Origin of the sequence: Nocardia rhizosphaerihabitans, assembly GCF_014646295.1 — a bacterium.
Lineage (GTDB): Bacteria > Actinomycetota > Actinomycetes > Mycobacteriales > Mycobacteriaceae > Nocardia > Nocardia rhizosphaerihabitans.
This window is the reverse complement of the sequence record NZ_BMNE01000009.1, coordinates 44,547-67,140: the sequence shown is the minus strand read 5'-3', so window position 1 is coordinate 67,140 and position 22,594 is coordinate 44,547. Positions and strand designations below refer to the sequence as shown.

The 22,594-nt window shown below is 68.7% G+C and carries 18 protein-coding genes and 1 pseudogene; 12 read left to right on the top strand and 7 right to left on the bottom strand.

Annotation, left to right across the window (positions count from 1 at the left end; genetic code table 11):
* Nucleotides 1-17: 17 nt before the first annotated feature.
* On the bottom strand, nt 18-1,940 hold the full coding sequence (locus IEY60_RS29580; protein WP_189033803.1) for an acyl-CoA dehydrogenase family protein: 1,923 nt from the start codon (nt 1,938-1,940) through the stop codon (nt 18-20).
* A gap of 108 nt (nt 1,941-2,048) precedes the next feature.
* Between IEY60_RS29580 and IEY60_RS29575 the strand changes: the two genes are divergently transcribed.
* Nucleotides 2,049-2,675 carry a TetR/AcrR family transcriptional regulator gene (locus IEY60_RS29575; protein ID WP_189033802.1) on the top strand — a complete coding sequence of 209 codons (627 nt, stop codon included), beginning with the start codon at nt 2,049-2,051 and terminating at the stop codon, nt 2,673-2,675.
* Here IEY60_RS29575 and IEY60_RS29570 read toward each other — a convergent pair.
* Nucleotides 2,659-3,682, bottom strand: a pseudogene (locus IEY60_RS29570) (AarF/UbiB family protein). The gene IEY60_RS29575 and the pseudogene IEY60_RS29570 sit on opposite strands and share 17 nt — an antisense overlap.
* 53 nt (nt 3,683-3,735) lie before the next feature.
* The gene (locus tag IEY60_RS29565; RefSeq protein WP_229740235.1) at nt 3,736-4,557 is read right to left on the bottom strand and encodes a TetR/AcrR family transcriptional regulator; all 822 of its coding nucleotides are present in this window, start codon (nt 4,555-4,557) and stop codon (nt 3,736-3,738) included.
* A gap of 66 nt (nt 4,558-4,623) precedes the next feature.
* Here IEY60_RS29565 and IEY60_RS29560 point away from each other — a divergent pair, with 66 nt between their 5' ends.
* The 4 genes from IEY60_RS29560 (at nt 4,624) to IEY60_RS29545 (ending at nt 9,689) form a co-directional block, all read left to right on the top strand.
* A complete protein-coding gene (locus IEY60_RS29560; protein ID WP_189033801.1) occupies nt 4,624-6,348 on the top strand; it encodes an FAD-dependent oxidoreductase in 1,725 nt (574 codons plus the stop codon).
* A 187-nt stretch (nt 6,349-6,535) separates the two neighbouring features.
* Entirely contained in the window at nt 6,536-7,957 is a 1,422-nt protein-coding gene (locus IEY60_RS29555; RefSeq protein WP_189033800.1) for an ATP-binding protein, read from the top strand.
* Nucleotides 7,954-8,373 (top strand): roadblock/LC7 domain-containing protein, encoded by a 420-nt coding sequence (locus IEY60_RS29550; protein ID WP_189033799.1) that lies wholly within the window; start codon nt 7,954-7,956, stop codon nt 8,371-8,373. Before IEY60_RS29555 ends, IEY60_RS29550 begins: the two co-directional genes overlap by 4 nt.
* Nucleotides 8,374-8,471: 98 nt before the next feature.
* Nucleotides 8,472-9,689, top strand: a complete 1,218-nt coding sequence (locus IEY60_RS29545) for a cytochrome P450 (RefSeq protein ID WP_189033917.1) — start codon at nt 8,472-8,474, stop codon at nt 9,687-9,689.
* Between the two features lie 39 nt (nt 9,690-9,728).
* On the opposite strand, the gene IEY60_RS29540 is transcribed toward IEY60_RS29545, so the two are convergent.
* The 3 genes from IEY60_RS29540 to IEY60_RS29530 form a co-directional block, all read right to left on the bottom strand.
* Nucleotides 9,729-10,964 carry a cytochrome P450 family protein gene (locus IEY60_RS29540; protein WP_189033798.1) on the bottom strand — a complete coding sequence of 412 codons (1,236 nt, stop codon included), beginning with the start codon at nt 10,962-10,964 and terminating at the stop codon, nt 9,729-9,731.
* 147 nt (nt 10,965-11,111) lie between these two features.
* Nucleotides 11,112-11,777: a hypothetical protein gene (locus IEY60_RS29535; protein WP_189033797.1), complete on the bottom strand. Its 666-nt coding sequence runs from the start codon at nt 11,775-11,777 to the stop codon at nt 11,112-11,114.
* A 51-nt stretch (nt 11,778-11,828) separates the two neighbouring features.
* Nucleotides 11,829-12,260, bottom strand: a complete 432-nt coding sequence (locus tag IEY60_RS29530) for a DUF779 domain-containing protein (RefSeq protein WP_189033796.1) — start codon at nt 12,258-12,260, stop codon at nt 11,829-11,831.
* A 116-nt stretch (nt 12,261-12,376) separates the two neighbouring features.
* On the opposite strand from IEY60_RS29530, the gene IEY60_RS29525 reads away from it, so the two are divergent.
* Nucleotides 12,377-13,387, top strand: a complete 1,011-nt coding sequence (locus IEY60_RS29525) for an LLM class flavin-dependent oxidoreductase (protein ID WP_189033795.1) — start codon at nt 12,377-12,379, stop codon at nt 13,385-13,387.
* On the opposite strand, the gene IEY60_RS29520 is transcribed toward IEY60_RS29525, so the two are convergent.
* Complete coding sequence (locus IEY60_RS29520) at nt 13,388-13,933, bottom strand: AAA family ATPase (RefSeq protein WP_189033794.1); 546 nt, start codon at nt 13,931-13,933, stop codon at nt 13,388-13,390. It lies immediately after the preceding gene.
* A 534-nt stretch (nt 13,934-14,467) separates the two neighbouring features.
* Here IEY60_RS29520 and IEY60_RS29515 point away from each other — a divergent pair.
* Genes IEY60_RS29515 through IEY60_RS29490 form a run of 6 tightly spaced genes read left to right on the top strand, consistent with a single transcriptional unit; the run spans nt 14,468 to nt 22,510 of the window.
* Nucleotides 14,468-15,517: a 3-oxoacyl-ACP synthase III family protein gene (locus tag IEY60_RS29515; protein WP_189033793.1), complete on the top strand. Its 1,050-nt coding sequence runs from the start codon at nt 14,468-14,470 to the stop codon at nt 15,515-15,517.
* An 8-nt stretch (nt 15,518-15,525) separates the two neighbouring features.
* Nucleotides 15,526-16,431: a beta-ketoacyl-[acyl-carrier-protein] synthase family protein gene (locus IEY60_RS29510; protein ID WP_189033792.1), complete on the top strand. Its 906-nt coding sequence runs from the start codon at nt 15,526-15,528 to the stop codon at nt 16,429-16,431.
* A complete protein-coding gene (locus IEY60_RS29505) occupies nt 16,428-18,089 on the top strand; it encodes a fatty acid CoA ligase family protein (RefSeq protein WP_189033791.1) in 1,662 nt (553 codons plus the stop codon). Before IEY60_RS29510 ends, IEY60_RS29505 begins: the two co-directional genes overlap by 4 nt.
* Nucleotides 18,086-19,129 carry an NAD-dependent epimerase/dehydratase family protein gene (locus IEY60_RS29500; protein ID WP_189033790.1) on the top strand — a complete coding sequence of 348 codons (1,044 nt, stop codon included), beginning with the start codon at nt 18,086-18,088 and terminating at the stop codon, nt 19,127-19,129. The genes IEY60_RS29505 and IEY60_RS29500 overlap by 4 nt, the downstream gene beginning before the upstream one ends.
* Before the next feature lie 25 nt (nt 19,130-19,154).
* Nucleotides 19,155-20,360 carry a peptide synthetase gene (locus tag IEY60_RS29495; protein WP_189033789.1) on the top strand — a complete coding sequence of 402 codons (1,206 nt, stop codon included), beginning with the start codon at nt 19,155-19,157 and terminating at the stop codon, nt 20,358-20,360.
* Nucleotides 20,357-22,510 (top strand): MMPL family transporter, encoded by a 2,154-nt coding sequence (locus IEY60_RS29490; RefSeq protein ID WP_189033788.1) that lies wholly within the window; start codon nt 20,357-20,359, stop codon nt 22,508-22,510. The genes IEY60_RS29495 and IEY60_RS29490 overlap by 4 nt, the downstream gene beginning before the upstream one ends.
* The last annotated feature ends 84 nt before the right edge of the window (nt 22,511-22,594 follow it).

The following is a 22,594-nucleotide window of genomic DNA, read 5'->3' as shown; positions in this document are numbered from 1 at the left end:
GGTCGAGCTCCTGACGCCTAGGCGTTCATCTCGTAGACCCCGGCCAGCGACCGCGCTTCGTCGAGCACCCGGGCGAAACGCCGCTCGTCGACCACGGGGCGGCGGACGAGATCGAGTGCCCGGCGCTCCTGCGCGGACGTGGCGGTCGGCTTGTTGTGCAGGGTCACCGCGTTGGCGGAGAAGGTGCGCACGAAGACGTCGAAGATCTGATCGAGCACGTCCTTGTCGGTACCGTCGATGCGCGCCTGCTCCAAGATCAGCTGGGCGTAGGGCACCGCGGTGAACAGCTCGCCGAGCGCGAAGAGGAAGTCGACATCCTTCTGCTGCGCGGCCGTCGGCGCCGCGGCGGCCAGCAGGCCCTGCAGCGCGAGCACCTGCTCGAGGAACACCGCCACGTTCGGCACGTCACGGAAACCCTCGAACACCGGACGCCAGTCCTCGAACCGGATCCGCCCGAGACCGCTGCTCGGACCCTGCCGGAACAGGAACTCGTCGTCGGCGGTGTCGCGACGCGTCGGCACCGGAGCATAAGTGGCGCTGGCGAATTCGGCGCCCAGCGGCTTCACGACCGTCCCGAGTCGCGGAGCCAGCTTGCGGCTCGACCAGCTCAGCGCGCCGGTGACCGCCCGCGCGGCACCCGTCGGCGCCACGGCGGCACCGGGAATCGACTGCAGCGCCGCCAGTCCCGCATCGGCGGGGTGGAACATGTAGTTGGCCATGAACTTCAGTGACAGCGCCATGTTCACGTGCACCGTGCCCTCGAGCCGCGGCAGCCCGAACATGGCCGTCATCGCGACCGGGAAGTACATGTCGTTCTCGAAGCCGCGCGCGGCGATGACGTCGGCGAGATCCTCGATGACGCGCTGCCCCTGCCGGGTGACCGACATCTTCTCGATGGCGTTGAACAGCAGGTAGCGCCGGTCTTGCGGCGAGGCCGAGCGCATGTAGTCGATCGCACGCTCGCTATAGAGCTTCATCGCCACGATGCGCGCGTAGGAGTCGGCGATCAGCGAGCGGACCTGCGGGAACTCGGTCACCTTGTGCCCGAAGAGAATCCGGTTCTCGGCGTGGTCGATCGCCTCGTAGAAGGAGTGCTCACAGGCGCCGATGGCGCCGAAGCCGAGATTGAACTTGCCGACGTTGACGGTGTTCATCGCCGCGTGGAACGCGTCCTCACCGCGATGCAGGATGTCGGCCTCGGCGACCGGATAGTTGTCCAGCTCGAAGGCCGCGACATAGATCTGGCTGTTGACCACATTGCGGTGCAGCTTGTACACCGGGTGCTGGCTGTCGGCGACGAAGAACAGATACCCCTCGTAATCCGCTTCGGTCGGCTTGCCGGTGAGCGCCTTCGCGCTGTCGATGATCGGCTTGTCGGAACGGCGGCCGAACACCGACACCATCGATGCCAGGTTGCCGTTGCCGATGTAGTGCTTGGCGCCGGTGGCCGAGTACCCGCCGTCGGGCTGCGGGTCGACGATCATGTCGGTGGAGTACACGTCGGCGCCGTGCTCCTTCTCCGAGAGCCCGAAGGCGAAGATCTCGCCGGAGTCGAGCTGCGCGGCCGCCTTCTTCTTGGCCTCGGCGTTGCCGCTCTGCCAGATCGGGCCGAGCCCGAGGATGGTGACCTGCCAGACGTACCAGTAGGTCATGCCGTAGAAGCCGAAGATCTGACTGAGCATCGCGTTGCGGCCGGTGTCCCAGCGCTTGTTCGGATCGCCGTCGGCCTCGGCCGCCGGGGTGAGGAATGTCGCGAACAGGCGCTCCCGCTTCACGAAGTCCAGGAAGTCCGCGGGCCAGACCTGCTCCTTGTCGTCCTGCAGCAGCCGTCTCTTTCCCCTGGCCTCGAACCAGTCGACGACCGCGCGCAGCAGTCTGCGGGTCTCGGGGTCGAACTGGGCGAAATCGCAGCTCTTCGGGTTGAACAGGACCTGGGACATCGTCGGCTCCTCGTGCGTGCGTCCAGCGACGCCGGACAGATTCATTCATCAATGTAGCATTTTTCTACATTTATGTAGGAAGTGGTTCGTAGTTGCTATCGTGGACGGATGGGTAGTGATTCGGCCGTGCGCCGGCGAGAACGGGCGGCGCATCTGGGTCCGGAGCGCAGACGCCCACAGGTCCTCGATGCCGCGCTGGCCATCGCGGCCGAGGAAGGCATCGCCGCGGTGACCATGGGTGCGATCGCCGAGCACATGGGGGTGACCAGGCCCGTCGTCTATTCTTGCTTCCCCGATCGGGTCCAGCTGATCGACGCGCTGATCGAGCGCGAGGAGGCCTTCCTCATCTCCGGGGTGCTGGATGTGCTGCCGCCGCGGACGACCGACGCCGACGAGACGGTGTTCGTCGAGGGCTTCCGCGCGCTGCTGAACAAGGCGGCGAGCAGGCCGTCCGCGTGGCGGCTGCTCTACGGCAATCCAGACCCCGCGGTCGCCGGTTCCTTCGGCCGTGGCCGCAGCCTGGCCGTCGCGCGCTGCACCGAACTGCTGCGCCCGACGCTGCATGCCTGGGGTGTCGAGGATGCCGAGCGCAAACTGCCCGCCCTCGTCGAGTTGTGGGTCTCGGCGGGTGAAGGCGCGGTGCGGACGCTGTTCGCCGACGAATCCGAATGGGACCCCGACACTCTCGGCGCCTTTGTGGGTGCGGCCGTCTTCCGGGCTATGCGCGCGGCCTGATATCTCGCACTGTCTCGTCCCGCCGGCCCGCGATCCGCCGGCCGATCTCGGTGACCGGCAGCTCACCGTGGAGCCACTCCCGCGCCAGGCGATGCCAGTTGTTCGTCGCCTCGATCTGCCCGAGCGCGGTGAGGGTGAACAGATCGGCCCGGCGGGAGAACACGTGCTGGGGTGGCAGCAGCAGGTGGCGCACGTCGCGATGCTCCGCGGCACGCGGATCGGTGGCGAGAACGACGGCGCTGGTGGCGATTTCGGGAGTGACGGTGACGTCCTCGTCGAGCAGATGCCAGCCGGTCACCGACCACACGTACTCCAGGCATTCCCGCTGACCCGCGCCGGGGTGCGGGTCGACGATGCCGTGTTCGGCCCACAGCCGGTGCACCTCGTCGGCGCGATAGTCCGCCGCCGCGCACAGCACCTGCCGCTCCAGTTCGAGGTGCTCGCGATCGATCTGGTTGTAAGACCGAAGTCGACGAAGCCGACGCGGCCGTCGTCGGCCAGGATGATGTTGCCCGAATGGGGATCGGCGCAATACTCGCCGTCGACGAACATGCCGGTGATGTAGAAGCGGTAGACCAGTTCCCCGATGCGATCGCGCTCCGGCGCCGGCAGCGCCCGGATCCGCTGGAACGACCGGCCTTCGACGAACTCGGTGACCAGTACATTGTCGGTACAGAACCGGCCGATACTCGACCACCGCCCGCATCTCGGCTAAGGGCACCTGCGGTGCACTGTCGAGCAGTTCGGTCAACTTGGTCCGGAACATCTCGCGATACTCCGCGGGAATCAGGTCCAGATCCAGGACCGAGGCCATCTGGCCGAGCTTCATCGCCGCCCCCCTTCATCCCGCCCAGGACGGTGACGATCTGCTGGGCGGCGCGCAGCGAGGAGCGCCGCGCCAGCGCCGATCGCGCCTGCTCGGTGCGCCCGGTCATCGCCAACCGGGTCCCCACCCCACGCGCGGCCTGCCCAGCGGCCAGTCGGCCCAGCCGGGTGCCCCGCGACACCCGCCGTCGGTACCCGCCTTTCCGGCATGTTGTCTCCTTCGTCGACGGCGAGCTCAGCCCGCTTCGATCACCGCGCTGTCGCGTGCGGCGACCTCGGCGGCCAGCCAGGTGCCCATCATTCGCGCGGTCATCGCGATGGCATCGACGCGCTCGGACTCCGAGACTTCCTCCGCTGCCGCGCGAACGACGGCCGCGAAGCCGGTATTGATGAAGACGAAGGCCACCGTGTCGAGATAGCGGTCGTCGGCCGGTCCGAGCCCCTGGATCAGCACGACCTTGACGATCAACCGGAGCCGCTGCTCGAACTGGGGCAAGCCGGTGCTGTAGAACTGCACCCCACCGATCAACGCGCGCAGCAGCGCCGAATTCGCCACCAGGATGTCGCTGAAAATGGCCAGGATCTCACTGACGACACTGGTGCAATAGTCGACCGACGCCACCACGCGGGAACCGGAGAACTCGAATGCCCGTGCGGTGAAACCGCCTTCCAGATCGGCGAGCAGGCGATCGAGCAGTTCGTCGACGATGACCGACCGATCCGCGAAATACCGGTACAGCGTGCCGATGCTGACGCCCGCTTCGGCGGCGATGCGATTGGTCGAGGTCTGCGCGACACCGAGCGAGCCGAACAATTCCGCGGCGGTGTCGAGAATGTGATCGCGCGTTTCCTTCGCCCGATCCTGCGAAGGCTGTCGGCGTGCCTGACTCGGCTGCTTCCGTCGATAGGTGGCTTTGGGCGGCACCGTAACCTCCAAACTTGCGCCCGGGAGTTGAAGCGCTCCCCACAATAAGGGGGCCTGCCCTCCCGCGGACCCGGACTGCGCAGCGCACGACGGCGGAACTGTTGTCCGTGACAGCCCGGACGCGGCGCTCATCGTGAATTCCTCCAACTCCCGGTGACCATCCGGTCCGGCGCGGAGTTCGACCCTAGTGTCTGGACGGTGTTGGAACAGATCGCCGACGATGCTGATCACCGGTTCGATTTCGATGTGCTGATCGTCGGCTCCGGGTTCGGCGGCAGCGTCACCGCGCTGCGCCTGGTGGAAAAGGGCTACCGGGTCGGTGTCGTCGAAGCGGGCCGCCGGTTCGCCGACGCCGATTTCGCCACGACGAACTGGGATATGCGCCGGTATCTGTGGGCGCCCCGGCTCGGCTGTTTCGGAATCCAGCGCATCCACCGCCTGCGCGACTGTTTCATTCTGGCCGGAGCGGGAGTCGGCGGTGGCTCACTCAATTACGCCAACACCCTCTACAAACCGGGTTCGGCGTTCTTCGGCGACAAGCAATGGGCCGATATCACCGACTGGGAGGCCGAGCTCACCCCGCACTACGACCAGGCCCGGCGGATGCTCGGCGTCGTCACCAACCCCCATCTGACACCGGCCGATACCGTCATCCGCTCGGTGGCCGAGGAGATGGGCGTCGGCGAGACCTTCGTGCCGACACCGGTCGGCGTCTACTTCGGCGAACCGGGGCGGACCGTCGCGGATCCCTATTTCGGCGGTGTCGGGCCTGATCGCGCCGGCTGCATCGAGTGCGGGGAATGCATGACGGGATGCCGCCACGGTGCGAAGAACACCCTGGTCAAGAACTACCTCGGCTTGGCGGAAAGCGCGGGCGCGCAGGTCCTTCCGATGACGACGGTCACCGCGCTCCGGCCGCAACCGGACGGCAGCTGGGTGGTCGAGACGCAACGGACCGGCGCCTGGTTGCGCAAGCGCCGCGCCACCCTGACGGCACGGCAGGTGGTCCTGGCCGCGGGCACCTGGGGCACCCAGAATCTGCTGTTCCGCATGCGCGACACCGCGGTGCTGCCCGGCCTGTCGGACCGACTGGGCGTGCTGACCCGCACGAATTCCGAGGCCATCCTCGGCGCCGGGCGCACCACCGTCGATCCGGAACGCGACCTCACCGCGGGCGTGGCGATCACCTCGTCGTTCCATCCCACCGCGGACACCCACATCGAGCCGGTGCGCTACGGCAAGGGCTCCAACGCCATGGGACTGCTGCAGACCTACCTGGTGGACGGCGGCCACCGGCTGCCGCGGTGGGCGCGCGTGCTGTTCACCGCGCTGCGGCACCCGATTCTGACGCCGCGGCTGCTGCGCACCGGGCGCTGGAGCGAGCGGACCCTGATCCTGCTGGTGATGCAGAGTCTGGACAACTCGATCACCACCTACACCCGTCGCGGTCTGTTCGGCCGCCGCTTCACCAGCAAGCAGGGCTACGGCGAACCGAATCCGTCCTGGATTCCGGCAGGCCACGAGGCCACCCGCCGCGTCGCGGAGAAGCTCGGCGCCACCCCGGGCAGCACCTGGCCCGACGTGTTCAACGTCCCCGTCACCGCGCACTTCATCGGCGGGTGCGTGATCGGGACCGACGCGCAGTCCGGCGTCATCGATCCGTTCCACCGGGTGCACGGCTATCCCACCCTCAGCATCGTCGACGGGTCGGCCATCTCGGCGAATCTCGGTGTCAATCCCTCGCTCACGATCGCCGCGCAGGCCGAACGCGCTGCCTCGCTGTGGCCCAACTACGGCGAGGCCGACCCGCGGCCGCCGATCGGCGAAACCTACCGGCGCATCGCACCGGTCGCGCCCGCACATCCCGTCGTGCCCGCCGCCGCCCCCGCTGCGCTGCGACTTCCCCTCTGGCCGGTGGGATGAATACCTCATCCCACCAACGCATTTCGGCAGTCTAACAAAGCACTGCTAGGGTGTTCGGGATCGCCGGAAGCGCAGGGTAAGCGAGCTCGGGCAGGACCCGACTCACCCGTCGGCGACGCGGCTCGCCGGACGGCCCGGCGAGGTTCCGGCCACATGGGCTCTTCGGTCGGTGACGACAAAGGAACCGATGACTCCGACACTCGCGGTGTTCTTGTTCGGTCTCGCAACCCTGGTGTTGCTTGGAGCGGTGACGGTAGCGGTTCTCGCGCTGCGTAACGAGCGCCGGGTCCGCACTCGCCTGGACGTGGCTGAGCGTGAGCTCTATGCCCACGAGGAGTCGATGACGCGGCTCGTCGAGCTGACCCTGCCGCGGATCACCGACGCCGTCCGCCAGCACAGCGACCCGGTGGTCACCGCCGAAGTACCTGCCCTGTTGCAGGATTCGCCCTTCGCGCACAAGCTGGCCCGGATCGCGGTCGCCCACGCCGACGACCTGCGCCAGGTGCAACACGAAACCGCCGTCGCCGTCGAGCGCGCCGCCGAGGAGCAGACCGTGGCGCAGGTCGAGACGGCGGAGGCCGCGGCGCGGGCCCAGGTCGCCGCCGACGCGCGCGCGGCGACCAACAGCGCCGTCCGCGCGTTCGGCACCACGGTGGTCAGCCTCGGCGCCGACGTCGGGCAGGTGGTCAGCAATGCGTTGCGGGAGAACCGCAACGACGAGGTCTACGCGATCCTGAGCCGCATCGACCACACCGTGCAGCAGATGATCCGGCAGGCACAGTCCTACGTCATCGTCTCCGGCGGCCTGCCCGGCAGGCGCTGGCCGCAGCAGACCGTCACCGAGGTGGTCGGTGGCGCCACCAGCCGGGTGCGCGACTATCTGCGGATCCGGGCGGGCAACTGCGATCAGGTCATCGTCAGCCGGGCGGTCGAGCCCCTGGTGCACACCGTGGCGACGCTGCTCGACAACGCGCTGCGCTATTCGCCGCCGTCGTCGTTCGTCGACATCACCTTCCAGGAGGGCCACCACGGCGTCACCCTGATCATCGACGACGCGGGCGTGCGGATGAGCCAGGAACAGATGGAGGAAGCGCGCCAGGTGCTGTCGGGTGAGCGCGCCGTCGACATCAACTCGCTCGGGCCGTCCCCCAGGGTCGGGTTTCCCGGCGTCGCCGCGCTCGCCCGCCGCTACGGCTTCGCCGCCTATGTCGACGGACCCAACATCTACGGCGGCACCCGGGCCATGGTCTTCATCCCCGCGGCCCTGTTGGTCAACGCCGCCGAGGCGCGCCGGATCGACTTCGACAGCCCCGAACCCCCTGCGCGCAGACCGGTTTCCGTCGCGGCGGAACAGGCCGTGACCACCGGGAAGCACCGGCCGCCTGCCGTGGTGCCCGCCGCGAAGGCGCCCGAACCGGAGGCCGACGACTACGCCAGAACCACCGGCGGACTTCCCAAGCGCAGGCGCCGCGCGGTCGCCCCGCTCGACGACCGCGCGAACACGGCCGAGACGCCGGGCAGGCCCGAACTGGTCGCCGCCTGGCACAGCGGTTCCCGACACGGTCGCGCCGCGGCCGAGCAATCGACGGAAGGGCAGAACATCCGATGAGCATGCCGATCGCAGACAGCACCAACCGCCTGGCGTGGTTACTCGACGATCTCGAGCTCGACGGCGTCCGCTTCTCGGTCCTGTTGTCCGACGACGGGTTACGCGTCGCGCACTCCCCCGGGATCACCCGCGACGAGGCCGAGCGATTCGCTGCCGCCGCGTCAGGCCTGCGGTCGCTGGGTAAGGCGCTCGGCGAGTTCTGCGGCGGCCCGGGAAACCCGGTGCGCCAGAACATGACCGAATACGAAGACGGCATGATCCTGATCACCGCCGCCGGCGCGGGTACCCAGCTCGGCGTCGCGACGAGCAGCGAGGTCGACCTCGCCCTCGTCGCCCACCGGATGAACGAACTGGCGGCGCGGGTCGGGCGTGAACTGGGGACGGCGCCGAGACGCGGTGATCGATCACCGTCCTGAGTTCCGCTGGGGGGTCAGTCGACGATCTTGTTCCACCGAGAGGACAACACGCTGTGCAACTCGAAGCATCGCTCTACCCCGATCCCACCCGAGACCAGGTGTCGCCGGATTCGCGCGGCGGCCAGGACCGGGTACCGCTGTACTCGGAGGAATTCGCCGCCGACCCGCAGAGCGCCTACCGCGCCATGCGGGATCGCTACGGCTCACTCGTTCCCGTCGACCTGGTGCCCGGTGTCCCCGCCACCCTGGTGATCGGCTACCGCACGGCGGTGCAGATCCTCAACGACCCCGACCACTTCCCCGCCGATCCGCGCATGTGGCAGCGCGACATTCCCGCGGACTGCCCCGTGCTGCCGATGATGTGCTACCGCCCCAACGCCATTCGCACCAGCGGTACCGAGCATGTCCGGTACCGCCAGGTCACCGTCGCCGGTCTGGCCGGCGTCGATCTGTACCGGCTGCATCGCACGGTGGAGCAGATCGCGATGCCGGTGATCAACGCGTTCTGCACCGACGGCACCGCGGACCTGCTGAGCCAGTACGCCTTTCCCGTCATCTTCGCGACGATCAACGCCATGCTGGGTGTGCCCGAAGAGATCGGCGGGCGGGTCGCCACCGGGATGGCGCAGATGTTCGAGGGCGGCGACACCGCGGTCCAGGGTGCGCAGATGCTCGAGGACGCTCTCTACGACCTGGTCCGGCTCAAGCAGACCGCGCCGGGCGACGACATCACCACCCGGCTGGTCCAGCATCCGCAGCAGCTCAACGACGAAGAGCTGATGAACCAGCTGCTGACCATGTACGGCGCGGGGATCGAGCCGATGCTCAATCTGGTCCTCAATACGATCCGGCTGATGCTCACCGATCATCGATTCGCGGGCAGCCTGCTCGGTGGCAGCCTGTCCACCCGCGACGCGCTCGACGAGGTGCTCTACACCGACCCGCCGATGGCCAACTTCTGCACCACCTACCCGCGCCAGCCGATCCTCGTCGACGATGTGTGGTTGCCCGCCCATCAGCCGGTCGTCATCAGCATGGCCGCGTGCAACAACGATCCGGCGATCGGCAGCGGTGACTTCCTGGACAACCGGGCGCACCTGGCGTGGAGCACCGGCCCGCACGGCTGCCCGGCCAAGTCCCCCGCCTACCTGATCGCGCAGGAGGCGATCGATCAGCTGCTCGACGCGCTGCCCGAACTCGAGCTGGCGGTGCCTGAGCACGAATTGGTCTGGCGGCCGGGGCCGTTCCACCGGGCGCTGGCCGCGTTGCCGGTCCAGTTCCCCAAGACTCCCCCGCTGTCGATGCCGACGCGCTGAGCACGGTCCCTGCTCACACCGAGCAGGGACCGCTCTGCGCTACTCGCCGTGGATGCGCACCGGCAGGTGACGGTGACCGTTGGAGATGAAGCTGGGCACCGTGCCCAGTTCGTCGACCGGAGCGGCCAGACTCATCTGCGGGAACCGCTCGAACAGCGCGGGCAGCGAGACCAGCGCTTCCAGCCGCGCCAGCGGGGCACCGAGGCAGTGGTGCGCGCCGTAGCCGAAAGCCATGTGGGACTTGTCGGCCCGGGTGGGATCGAACCGGTCGGCGGTCTCGCCGTGGCGCTTCGGGTCACGGCCGGCGCCCGCGTAGCTCGCCAGGATCGCCTCGCCCTGCGCGATGCGGACACCGTCGATCTCGATGTCGGACACCGCGAACCGCAACGGCAGGTGCGCGACGGGCGACTCGTACCGCAGCGCCTCCTCGACCACATCCGCCCAGGTGATGGCGCCCGCACGGACCTCGGCCAGCACATCGGGGTGGGTGAGCAGCGCGGTGATCGCCTGATCGAGGAGGTTGACGGTGGTCTCGTGTCCCGCGGAGATGACCAGCAGCAGGGTGCCGATCAGTTCCTCCTCGGTGAGCTGCCCGTCCTCGTCGTCGTCGCGCTGGGCGACGAGCAGGCTGGTCATGTCGTCACCGGGCTGCTCGCGGCGCAGGGCCACCAGTTCACCGAGGATCCGGTACATCTCCATGTAGTTGGCCTGGGACTGCTCCGGGGTGAGCGTGGTGTCGAAGATGCCGTCGACACACGTGCGCAGGCCGGGATTGAGCGACTCGGGGACGCCCATCAGCTCCGAGATCACCTGGATCGGCAGCGGATACGCGAAATGCTCGCGCAGATCGACAGCCTCGCCCTGCGGTGTCCGCGCCAGCTCGTCGAGCAGTTCGGTGGTGATCCGCTCGACCTGTTCGCGCATGGCCTCGGTGCGGCGCGCGGTGAACGCGGGCGCCACCAGGCGCCGTAGTCGCCGGTGGTCGGGGCCGTACGCGGTGAACATGTTCGCCACCGCCACCCACAGGAACAGCGGCCAGTCGGCGGGGATCTCGCCCGCGACGAACGCAGGCCAGTGCTGGCTGGCGTCCTTGGACACCCGCGGATCGGTCAGCAGCTTCTCCAGCAGCGCGGCGTCGGTGATCGACCACGCCTCCACCCCACCGGGCAGCTCGACCAGAGCTGCGGGACCCTGCTCCCGGATGCGCGTGATCTCGCCCTGGATGTCCTCCCCCGTCGTATCGATTACCAACCGACTCGTTACCGATTCCACCATGAACCTCTCGATCACCGGTTTCCCGGACCCCAATGCAGGCGATCGCATCGAAACATACTGCTGGACTAGATTTTCCGATCCGGTTAGCGATGCTACCGGTCGACGTTGTCCATCGCAGCGAGTCCGGCAGTCCGGATACCCCGGCGGTCAGGCCACCGATGCCCGATCACGCACGTAGGCAAGGGCGTTCGCGCCGCCGCTCGCCCCGCCGTGCTGCTCCAGGCACCGATGCAGGTGCGCGAGCGCCTCTTCCAGATGTGGGCCCGGTCCGCGATCCGCGAGGAGGACGACGATCGCCTCCGAGGTGGCGATTCCCGGGTCCGGATCGGCCAGCAGCTCGTCCAGGTAGTGATCGGGTTCGAGCAGTCGCAGGGCCCGGCGCGCATACGCGTGCACGCGGCGCGGCAGGTCGGCGCGAATCAGCTCGACATCCGCAGGCAAGGCCTGCTGCCCTTCCTGCGCCGGATCGACACGCAGCGACCACCATTCGGTGAGCTCGGCAGGCAAGCCGCGCGCATCGATCAGCCCGGGGCCGGTCGCCTCCTCGAGCCTCGCGGGTGGGCGGCCCAGCTGCGCATCGCGCCAGGCACAGAACTCCCACCAACTCGTCGGCGTGGCATTCACTTCCAGCCCGAAACGGACCACCTGCTGCCCGTCCGTCCACGTCCGCACGGTCCGGCTACGGCCGACCGACGCCACCCCACCCGGTGCCACACGCACCCACCTGGCTTCCGAACCCTGAAAGCCATAGGGCGCCAGCAGCTTTCCTGCCTCTCGCGTCAATCGCCGCAACGCCGTATCCACTCCGACCATTCCGGCAGATTAACCACACCCACCGACACCCCCCCGACGATCGGCGTACGGCTAGGAGGCCTCCTCCACGAGGTCGACCGCGTCGTCGGCGGCGTGGATGCGCAGCGCGAAGCGGAACCCACAGGCGGTCTCCAGCGACGAAGTGCGGCGCTCGGACCCGGGAACGCTGTGGACATCGATGCTGACGTCGATGTCCTCGAGGCCGACATGGAAGTGGCCCGCCATCCAGAATTCGGCGGGGCCTGCCGTCCGACCGGCGAGAACGTCGTCGAGATCGGGGTGGAAGTCGCTGCGGCGCAGACAGATCGGGGTGTGCCCATCGGAGTCGGACGGCAGGTAGAGGACGACCGGCCCGTGCATCACGGTCAGCAGTTGCAGGACGTGGCGGGCGTCTTCGGAGGTGTCGACCGCGCGGTGGCGGTTGTTCGGTGTGTGCACGCGCGGAGGGCTGTCACGGTGTCCGGACCCGGCTTGGTAGGGCATGGTGCTCCTTGCAAAGTTATCGACGGTTGTCGGGTTCGCCAGACACTATGGGTGCGCAAGGTTGGTCCAGGGTTGGTGCCGCGGAATCTCGCGCCGCCCGCTGCGTTGACAACGGTATGACGCCGATACCGGACTCGGTCCGCCTCTCGATCCTGGATCGCTCGCGCGTACGACGGGGACAGTCCCATGCCGACGCGCTGCGCGACACCGTCGAATTCGCGGTACGCGCCGAGCGGTGGGGTTATCACCGGTTCTGGGTCGCGGAGCATCACAGCGTGCCCGGCGTCGCCGGGACGGCGCCGACGGTGCTGGCAGCGGCGGTCGCGGCGGCGACCGACCGGATCCGGGTCGGCACCGGAGGGGTGATGCTGCCCAACCATCAGCCGCTGGTGGTCGCCGAACAGTTCGGTGTGCTCGGTTCGCTGTTCCCCGGGCGGATCGATATGGGCCTCGGGCGCTCGGTCGGATTCACCGACGGTGTCCGCCGGGCGCTGGCGCACGACCGTGCGGACGCCGAGGATTTCGATGCGGACCTGGCCGAGCTCCTCGACTACTTCGGCTCGGGCCGGTTCGGCGTGCACGCCAGGTCCGCGGAGGACACCGATATCCCCGCTTTCCTGCTGGCGACCGGCTCCGGCGCGGAGCGGGCAGCGAGGTTCGGATTGCCACTGGTCATCGCTCAGGTCGGGAGCCGCGCGGCCATGGTGCAGGCGATCGAGCGCTACCGGGCCGAGTTCCGCCCGTCGGCGCAGGCCGAACAGCCGTATGTCATCGTCTCGGCGACCGTCATGATCGCCGACTCGGCCGAGCGGGCGCACCGGCTGCTCCTGCCCGAGGCGTGGTCGAGTGCCTACGCACGCACCCACGGCGAGTTTCCCGCGTTGATCTCTCCCGAGGAGGTCGACGCCGCGACGATGACCGACCGCCAGCGCCGCCTGTTCGAGCAGGCGCTCGGCGACCAGATCCACGGCACCGAGGATGACGTCTCGGCGGCATTGGGCCGGTTGATTGCCCACACCGACGCCGATGAAATCCTGGTGCACACGAGCACTTTCGACCGCGAAGCACGGCTGGACTCGCATCGGCGCCTCGCCCAGCTGGCCGGCGCGCGCTCGTCGGCCCGGTAGCTATCCGGCCACGGCCTCGGCCCAGGCGCGGGACAGGATCTCGTCGACGGTCTCCTCCGGCGTCTGGTCGGAGGTGTCGAGCCAGAGGCCGAGATGCGGGGTGTGGTTGCGCAGACCGTCGTCGAGCACGTCGATGGTCCACCGGTTGTAAGCGTCCTTACCCCTGGCCGCCTCCCGTGCCGCGATGACATCCGGCTGGGGCGCGAGCACGACGACGAGCAGCGGACGGTGCCGGATCAGTTCGATCATCTCCGTGAGGTGCTCGCCGAGGACGACATCCTGCGCGATCACCGTGAAACCCTCGCGGAAGTACTCGTCGCAGGTCGCCGCCGTCAGCCGGTGCCGCAACCGCAGTTGCCGCACGGCTTCCTCGGAGGGTTCCGGCGCCATCTCCTCGCGGCCGTTGATCACCATGCGCCGGAACAGATCCCCGCGCACATGCACCGACCTGGGCAACCGCTCGGCCAGCAGCTGGGCCACCGTCGACTTGCCCGCGGCCTGGATCCCGGTGATGAGAATGATGACCTGTTGCAGCGGCGGAGTCATCCGGCGCCTCCTTCCCGATCGGTGGCGCGAACCCGTAGCCGGACAGCCTAGAGCGGGTCCGCGGTGCAGTGCGGCCGAGGCTACACCCACCGCCGGAGCGCCGACCGGCCGAAACTCGGCGGCGCCGACGCGGACGCCGCCTTTCCTCGTGCGACAAACTTCGCGCCGACACTTTTGCGCACGAGACAAACTGAGCGGTCCGCGCCACATATTCCGCCGAGTGGTGTTCCGTGAGGTCCCTCACGCCGAACCCTCGATCCCCCGGCACACGATCTCCGGAACAAGTCGCCGGGCGCCGATAGCCAGCGCGTAGCCGTACGCCGTAAAGCATCGAATCACTCATGTACGCAGCCCACAAGACCAAGATTGCCGATCAAATGTGACTTTCGGTCACATATACGTGTTTACGGAACAGCCGCCCGACCTCAGACCGCTCAGATCGTTTCCGGCACAACGCTTACTCTCCGGTAATGTTCCGTCGCACCGACCGTCGGAAATGATCCCAGGCGCACTCACAGACGTTCAGGAGTTCACGTGTTGCATTCACGTTTTGAATCGATCGGCGCATATCTTCCGTCGAATATCGTGTCGACAGCGGAATTGATTTCCCGTCTGAAAGTGCCACCCTCGTTCGACCTCGAGAAGATCACCGGGATCAAGGAACGGCGGGTGCGCGACACGCGGCCGGACAGCATGGAGGATTCGTTCGCGCTGGCGATGCGGGCCGCGCAGGATTGCCTGTCCCGGTCCCGGTATGGCGCAGGCGAATTGGATGTGATCATCTCCTGTTCGATCACCCGCAGCAATCAGGGCACCCGGATGTACATGGAGCCCTCCTTCGCCTCGACGATCGCGCAGGCGCTCGGCGCCGACGCGGCGATCACCTTCGACGTGTCGAACGCGTGCGCCGGAATGCTCACCGGCACCTACATTCTCGACCGGATGATCCGGGCGGGCGTTGTCCGCAACGGCATGGTCGTCAGCGGTGAGTCGATCACCCCGATCGCCGACACCGCGGTGAACGAGATCTCCGAGAAGTACGACCTGCAGTTCGCGTCGCTGTCGGTGGGCGACTCGGGTTGCGCGGTGGTGCTCGACCAGGCCGTCGACGAGGCCGACATGATCCACTATGTCGAATTGTTCACCGCGGCAGAGCATTCGCACCTGTGCCTGGGCATGCCCAGCGACAAGTCGGCGGGCGTCGCGCTCTACACCGACAACCGCAAGATGCACAACGAGGCCAGGTTCCTGTTGTGGCCGGACGCGCAGGGCACGTTCCTCGAGCAGCAGGGCCGTAGCTTCGCCGACGAGGACTTCGACTACATCATTCATCACCAGTTCGGCGCCGCGGCCGTGCCGTTCATGAACGGCGTCGCCGCGCGCGAGTTCGGCGCACCGATGCCACCGGATCTGAATGTGATCGAGAAGTACGGAAATACCTCGACCACTTCGCATTTCATCGTGCTGCACGATCAGCTGTCCGAACAGAGCATCGAGGCAGGATCGAAATTGCTCCTGGTGCCCGCCGCTTCGGGCGTGGTCGCCGGCTTCCTGTCCACCACCATCTCTTCGCTGAAGGTCTGAGGTTCGTCATGGGCGTGCGTATCCAAGCCACCGGCGCCGACAGGGCTGCCGACACCCACAGCATCGTCGAACACAGTGGCCGCGCGGCGCGGCAGTGCCTGGAGCGGGCCGGTATCCGGCCCGACCAGGTGGGCGTGCTCATCAACACCGGGATCTTCCGTGACTCGAACACGGTGGAACCCGCTGTCTCCGCGCTGATCCAGAAGGCGGCCGGCATCGGGCTCGACTACACCCGCGACGATGCGCGGACGTTCTCCTTCGATCTGATGAACGGCGCGGTCGGCGTGCTCGATGCCGTCCGGGTCGCCGGCTCGGTGCTGGCGACCGGGAGCACCGGACACGTGCTGATCGTCGCGGGCGACACCCACCCGTCGCTCACCCGCGGCACGGCCGATGCCGAATTCCCCTACGCCACCGCGGGTGCCGCGCTGCTGCTCGAGCAGGTCGACGGGCCGGAAGGCTTCGGGCCGGTGCACTCGGCGAGGTCGACGGGCAGTCCCGCCGAGAAGGCCTATGTCGACACCGCGACCATGGGCACCGTCGGCCGCAGCCTGATGACCGTCGAGCGCGACGCCGATTTCGAAGACCGGATCCTGGAGGTGGCGAGCAAGGCGGCGCGCGCCGCGATCGCGGAGGCCGGGACCGACAGCGCGAGCCTGGCATTGATCGCGTCCACTCCCACACCGCATTTCCCGAAGCGGCTGGCCGACGCCCTCGGCATCGACCAGGACGCGGTGCGCACTCCCGATCTGAGCGACGGCGACCCGCACACCGCCTCGCTGCCCCTGGCCTACGACCGCGCGATCACCGAGGGCTCGCTGACCGGCTACACCCACGTGCTGTTCGTCGCGGCGGGTGCCGGTCCGTCCGCGGCCGCCGCGCTCTACCGGCTCCCCGCGGAGACCACCGCGTGACGACGGCGACCTATTGGCAGACCATCGACGATTTCCGGCGCTTCGCCGCCGCGGAACCGGACCGGGCGGCGGTGATCTACCCCGACGGGCAGACCTCCGCCGGTCTGCCCGACTACCGCCGGATCACCTACCGCGAGCTCGACCAGTGGTCGGACGCGATCGCCCAGCAGCTCCTCCGATCGGGGGTGAGCAGCGGGACACGCACCATCGTGCTCGTGCTGCCCAGTGCGGAGCTGTACGCGATCCTGTTCGCGCTGTTGAAGATCGGCGCGGTGCCGGTGGTGATCGATCCGGGGATGGGTGTGCGCCGGATGGTGCACTGCCTGCGCGCGGTCGAGGCCGAGGCGTTCATCGGTATCCCGCAGGCGCATGCCCTGCGGGTGCTGTTCGCGCGCAGTTTCCGCGGCGTGCGCACCACGCTCACGGTCGGGCGGCGCTGGTTCTGGCGTGGCCCGACCCTGCGCGCGTGGGGCCGGACACCGTCGGGCACGCTGCCGGAGCGCTCGCCCGCCGCGCCCGAGGACGTGCTGATCATCGGATTCACCACCGGCAGCACCGGTCCGGCCAAGGCGGTGGAGCTGACCCACGGCAATCTCGCCGCCATGGTCGAGCAGGTGCACGCAGCTCGCGGCAACACTCCGCCGGAGACGTCGCTGATCACCCTGCCGCTGGTCGGCGTGCTCGATCTGCTGCTCGGGTCGCGGTGTGTGCTTCCGCCGTTGATTCCCAGCAAGGTCGGCTCGACAGATCCCGCGCATGTGGTGGACGCGATCGAACGGTTCGGCGTGCGTACCCTGTTCGCCTCCCCCGCCCTGCTCATTCCGTTGCTCGAGCATCTGCGCGCAAAGCCCGCCGAGCTGAGCACGCTGGCCAGTGTCTTCTCCGGTGGCGCGCCCGTCCCGGACTGGTGCGTGGCGGGCCTGCGTGAGGTGCTGAGTCCCGACGCCGAGATCTACGCGGGATACGGCTCGACCGAGGCCTTGCCGATGTCGACGATCGAATCCAGGGAACTCCTCGACGGTCTGGTCGAGCGGGCGCATCAGGGCGACGGGACGTGTATCGGCCGTGCGGCCGATCGCGTCGAGGTGCGGTTGCTCGCGATCACCGACGACCCGGTCGCGACCTGGGACGACGCGGATCGTCCCGCCGGTCCGCGCGCGGTGGGCGAGATCGTCGTGACCGGCCCGAATGTCAGTACCCGCTACTACTGGCCCGCGGCGGCGAACGCGGCGGGCAAGATCGCCGACGGCGAGCGGACCTGGCATCGCACCGGCGACCTGGGCTGGATCGACGAACAGGGCCGGATCTGGTTCTGCGGGCGCAAGAGTCAGCGGCTCGAGACCGCGCACGGGCCGATGTTCACCGTGCAGGTCGAGCAGGTGTTCAACGTGGTGCCCGGGGTCGCGCGGACCGCGCTCGTCGGTGTCGGCGCGCGCGGTGCGCAACGGCCGGTGCTGTGCGTCGAGCTCGAACCGGGCGCCGATCCGAGTGCGGTGCTGACCCGATTGCGCACGCGCGCGGTGGAATTCGAGACGGTGGAGCCGATCAGCGAGTTCCTGATGCATCCCCGGTTCCCCGTCGATATCCGGCACAACGCCAAGATCGGCCGCGAACAACTCGCCCAGTGGGCGGCCAAGCGTCTGGAGGGGCGACGATGAAGATTCTGGTCACCGGTGCGTCCGGATTCCTCGGGGGTGCGCTCGTGCGCGCGCTGGTCGCCGACGGTGCGCACGATGTGTCGATCCTGGTGCGGCCCACCAGCGTTCTCGACGATCTCGGCTCGGCGCTGGAGCACGTCACGGTCGTGCACGGCGATCTGGCCGACCCGGCGTCGCTGGTGCGGTCCGTCGAGGGCATGGACGTCGTGATCCACAGCGCGGCGCGGGTCGACGAGCGCGGTACCAGGGCTCGGTTCTGGGCGGAGAACGTGCAGGCCACCGAGCTGCTGCTGGCCGCGGCCCGCGGGAGCGGCGCCACCCGATTCGTCTTCGTGTCCAGTCCCAGTGCGCTGATGGACCGCGACGGCGGCGATCAGCTCGACGTCGACGAATCGCTGCCGTATCCGCGCCGGTATCTGAACTTCTACTCCGAGACCAAGGCCGCCGCCGAACGTGCTGTGCTCGCGGCGAACACCGACGGGTTCACCACGGTGGCGCTGCGACCTCGGGCGATCTGGGGCGCGGGCGACCGTTCGGGTCCGATCGTGCGGCTGCTCGGCCGGACCGCGGCGGGTTCGCTGCCGGATCTGTCATACGGCCGCACGGTCGAGGCCTCGCTGTGCCACGTGGACAACATCGTGCACGCGTGCCGGCTGGCCGTCACCGCGGACGCCGTGGGCGGCAAGGCCTACTTCATCGCCGACGCCGAGAAGACCGATGTGTGGGGCTTTCTCGGCGAAGTCGCGTCCAGGCTGGGCTATGCGCCGCCGTCGCGTCGCCCGAACCCCCGGGTCCTCGCCGCCGTGGTCGCGGCCATCGAGACCGTGTGGCGGATACCGGCCGTCGCGCAGCGCTGGTCGCCGCCGCTGTCGCGCTACGCCGTCGCCCTGATGACGCGCAGCGCCACCTACGACACCGGCGCCGCCCGCCGCGATCTCGGCTATGCGCCGGTCGCGGACCGCGACACCGGGCTGACCGAGTTCCTCACCTGGCTCGACACCGTCGGCGGCGTGGAGACGCTCGCCAGGCACCTGCGCTAGTCACCGCACGATTCCGGAGGTAATCATGAACGGCAGCACCGCCTTCCGCCGACCGATCACGACGACGGAACGCATGTACTTCCCCATGCGCGATCTCGCGCCGCCGTTCCTGATGCAACTCGTCATCCCCGGCGAGGGCGATATCGACCCAGCGCGGCTGGGCCGGGCGGTGGCCGCCGCCGCGGCGGTGACCCCCGGCGCGCGGCTGGTGCGCCGCGGTGCGGAATGGGTCGACAGCGGCATCACCCCCGCGGTGCGGGTGGTGCGCGGCCACGTGCTCCACGCGCCCGCGCTCGAGACGGATCCCGTGCTCACCAGCCCGATCGGGCCGACGCCGGACACCACTGTCGAGGTGCTGCTGTTGACCGGCGCGCCGGCGACGCTGGTGTTCCGGGTCTTCCACGGCGTGATGGACGGCATGGGCATGGTGCTGTGGGTGCGGAATGTGCTGCGCGCACTGCGCGGCGAGGAGCCGATCCCCCAGCCGCACCCGATCGCGGATCAGGAACTGGTGCCGCGGGTCGGGGCGCCGGGTAAGCCGACGGCGATGGTGCCGCGCTACCGCAGCGCAGTCGGCCGGGGCAGGCAGCGGCGGGGCGTGGCCCGGCATCTGTTGCGGCACCGGAGCATCGATGCGGCAGGACCGGGTGCGCTCGCTCGGGTCTGCGCGCTGCTCGCCGCCGAGACACCGGGGACGTCGCGCATCATGATGCCGGTCGACCTGCGCAGGCACGACCCGGAGCTGCGCTCGACCGCCAATCTCGCCCTGCCGCTGTTCCTGGATATCGAACCCGGCCGGGACTGGACGCAGATCAAGGAGCAGATCAAGACCGGCCTGCACGAGCGGCGCGAGCTGAACCAGCTGGCCAACACCCGGATCACGCTCGTGCCCGATGTCGTCAATCGTGGTGTCCTGCATACGACGAACTGGCTCGGGGCGCGCTTCGGCCGGAACCTGGCCTCGGCCACCGTGTCTCACATGGGCCGGTTCACCGCCGAGGAGCTGGCAGTGCCCGGCTTCCAGCCCACCGGGCTGTATGTGCTGCCCCAGCACAGCGTCGCGATGCCGCTGCTGTTCGGGCTCACCGAGTTCGACGGCCGGACTGACCTGACGGTGTCGGCGCGCAACGGCGACGGGGTGGAAGCCCGCCTGGACGCACTGCTCGACCGGATCGTGGCGACGCTCGAATCCGAGTTCGCCGTGCAGGATTCGGTGGACCGGTCGCTGTGACCGCGCCGGCTCGTCTCGTCATCGCTCGTCCGCGCACGGTCCTGGCTGCTGTCGTCGTATTCATCGGGTTGTGCGCGGCGTTCGGGGCCGATGTCACCCAGCGGCTCAGCGCGGGCGGGTTCACCGATCAGGGCAGCGAGTCGGCCCTGGTGGACCGGCTGGTCACCGAGCATCTCGGGCCGCAGAGTCCCGATGTGGTCGCGTTGTACACCGTGCCGGAGGGCCGGACCGTCGACGAGATCGGCCCGCAGGTCGGTGCGGCGCTGGAGCGGATCGATCCGGCGCTGCTGGCCCGGCCGGTCCAGAGCTATTGGAACGCAGTTCCGCCCGTGAAGAACTTCCTGGTCTCGGATGATCGGCGGCAGGCCGTGGCGCTGGTGTTCACCGCGGGCGACGACACCGCGCGCATCGCCACGTATCCATCGATCGCCGACGCGTTGCGGGTGCCGGGCATCGACACCCGGCTCTCGGGATACAGCGCCCTCAACTCCGAGATCGTCGAGCGGTCGCAGCGTGATCTCGTGGTGGCGGAGTCGATTTCGCTGCCGTTGACGCTGCTGATCCTGGTACTGGTGTTCGGTGGCGTGCTGGCGGGCGCACTGCCCGTGCTGGTGGGTGTGCTCGCGGTGGCCGGGTCGCTCGGCGTCATCCGGTTGCTCACCGAGACCACCGAGGTCACCACCTTCGCTGTCAATATCGCGTCGCTGCTCGGCCTCGGCATGGCCATCGACTACGGCTTGTTCCTGGTCAACCGGTTTCGCGAGGAGTACGCCGAGAGCCGCGACGTTCCCGCTGCCATCACCCGCACCTACGCCACCGCCGGGCGCACCGTCGCCTTGTCCGCCCTGCTGCTGATGTGTGCGTTCGCCGGCACGTTCGTGTTCCCGCAGGCGGTGTTGCGTTCGCTGGGAATCGGTTCCGTCGCCGCGGTAGCGCTGGCCGCCGGTCTCTCACTGACGGTCCTGCCCGCTCTGCTGGCACTGTTCGGCGCCCGGATCGGGCGCGCCAAGCCGACAACCCGCACCGAACGTTTCTGGACCAGGGTGGTCGACGGCGTCCTGCGGCGACCCGGCGTCGTAACGCTCGTGGTCGGCGCGATTCTGCTCGTCCTGGCCGCGCCGCTCACCGGGATCAAGCTCGGCGACATCGACCATCGCGCGTTGCCGCCCGACAGCGAGATGCGCCGCACCGTCGAGGAACTCACCGCGAAGTTCCCCGCCGCGGCCGGCGGCGCGACCGTGGTGATCCGCGGGGTCGACGGCACCCCACCGCAGTCGGGCGCGGTCACCTCGGTACTCGACGACGTCGACGCGATCACCGGGGTCCGCGATGTGCTGCAGGTGGGCCGCGCCGACGACTTCGTCGTCCTGCACGCCTTCCTCACCGCCGCCGACCGCAGCGAGGACGCCACCGCCGCCGTCCAGTCCATCCGGGCACTCGAACCACCGGCGGGCACCGCCCTCGCCGTGGGCGGCGACACCGCGGCGACCGCCGACACCGTCGACTCGATGGTCGCGCGGATGCCGTTGATGATCGCGATGATGGTGCTGGCCACCATGGTGCTGCTGACGGTGGCCTTCCGCTCGATCATGTTGCCGCTCAAGGCCGTTGCGATGGCATTCCTCAGCCTGGCCGCCACCTTCGGCGTGCTGACCATGATCTTCTACCACGGCCACCTCGCCGATCCGCTCGGCATCACCGCGGGCCCGATCCCCGCGGGCATGCTGGTCCTGATCATCGCGGTCGTGTTCGGCCTGTCCACCGACTACGAGGTGTTCCTGCTCTCCCGCATGTCCGAGGCGCACCGGGACGGCGCCGACACCGCCACCGCCGTCCGCATCGGCACGGTCAAGACAGCACGCGTCATCACCGCCGCGGCAGTGCTGCTCATCCTCGTCACCGGCGCCTTCGCCCTGTCCCCGCTGACGCCGATGCGCTTCCTCGGCCTCGGCATGATCATCGCCCTGATCCTGGACGCGACCCTGGTCCGCATGCTGCTCGTCCCCGCCCTGGTCCAGCTGATGGGCCCCGCCAACTGGTGGTTGCCCTTCCGCACGCTCGACAGATCGGACGCCGCCGCGCCTCGAGCACCCGAGGAGAGCACGATGGAGGCGGCACTCGACCGAACAGCAGAAGGAGCGCGCCGATGATCGCGACAACACTCGAGCGGTGGCAGTCGACCCGTGACCGGCTGAAGATCGACGACACTGCGGTTGTCGTCGACAACGACGAGA

Excerpts from the sequence above, each read along its gene's own strand:
- IEY60_RS29580 (WP_189033803.1), bottom strand. The coding sequence starts at position 1,940 with ATGTCCCAGGTCCTGTTCAACCCGAAGAGCTGCGATTTCGCCCAGTTC.
- IEY60_RS29525 (WP_189033795.1), top strand. The coding sequence starts at position 12,377 with ATGACGCCGATACCGGACTCGGTCCGCCTCTCGATCCTGGATCGCTCG.
- IEY60_RS29555 (WP_189033800.1), top strand. The coding sequence starts at position 6,536 with ATGACTCCGACACTCGCGGTGTTCTTGTTCGGTCTCGCAACCCTGGTG.
- IEY60_RS29550 (WP_189033799.1), top strand. The coding sequence starts at position 7,954 with ATGAGCATGCCGATCGCAGACAGCACCAACCGCCTGGCGTGGTTACTC.
- IEY60_RS29500 (WP_189033790.1), top strand. The coding sequence starts at position 18,086 with ATGAAGATTCTGGTCACCGGTGCGTCCGGATTCCTCGGGGGTGCGCTC.
- IEY60_RS29575 (WP_189033802.1), top strand. The coding sequence starts at position 2,049 with ATGGGTAGTGATTCGGCCGTGCGCCGGCGAGAACGGGCGGCGCATCTG.
- IEY60_RS29495 (WP_189033789.1), top strand. The coding sequence starts at position 19,155 with ATGAACGGCAGCACCGCCTTCCGCCGACCGATCACGACGACGGAACGC.
- IEY60_RS29565 (WP_229740235.1), bottom strand. The coding sequence starts at position 4,557 with ATGAGCGCCGCGTCCGGGCTGTCACGGACAACAGTTCCGCCGTCGTGC.
- IEY60_RS29510 (WP_189033792.1), top strand. The coding sequence starts at position 15,526 with ATGGGCGTGCGTATCCAAGCCACCGGCGCCGACAGGGCTGCCGACACC.
- IEY60_RS29540 (WP_189033798.1), bottom strand. The coding sequence starts at position 10,964 with ATGGTGGAATCGGTAACGAGTCGGTTGGTAATCGATACGACGGGGGAG.
- IEY60_RS29520 (WP_189033794.1), bottom strand. The coding sequence starts at position 13,933 with ATGACTCCGCCGCTGCAACAGGTCATCATTCTCATCACCGGGATCCAG.
- IEY60_RS29530 (WP_189033796.1), bottom strand. The coding sequence starts at position 12,260 with ATGCCCTACCAAGCCGGGTCCGGACACCGTGACAGCCCTCCGCGCGTG.
- IEY60_RS29535 (WP_189033797.1), bottom strand. The coding sequence starts at position 11,777 with ATGGTCGGAGTGGATACGGCGTTGCGGCGATTGACGCGAGAGGCAGGA.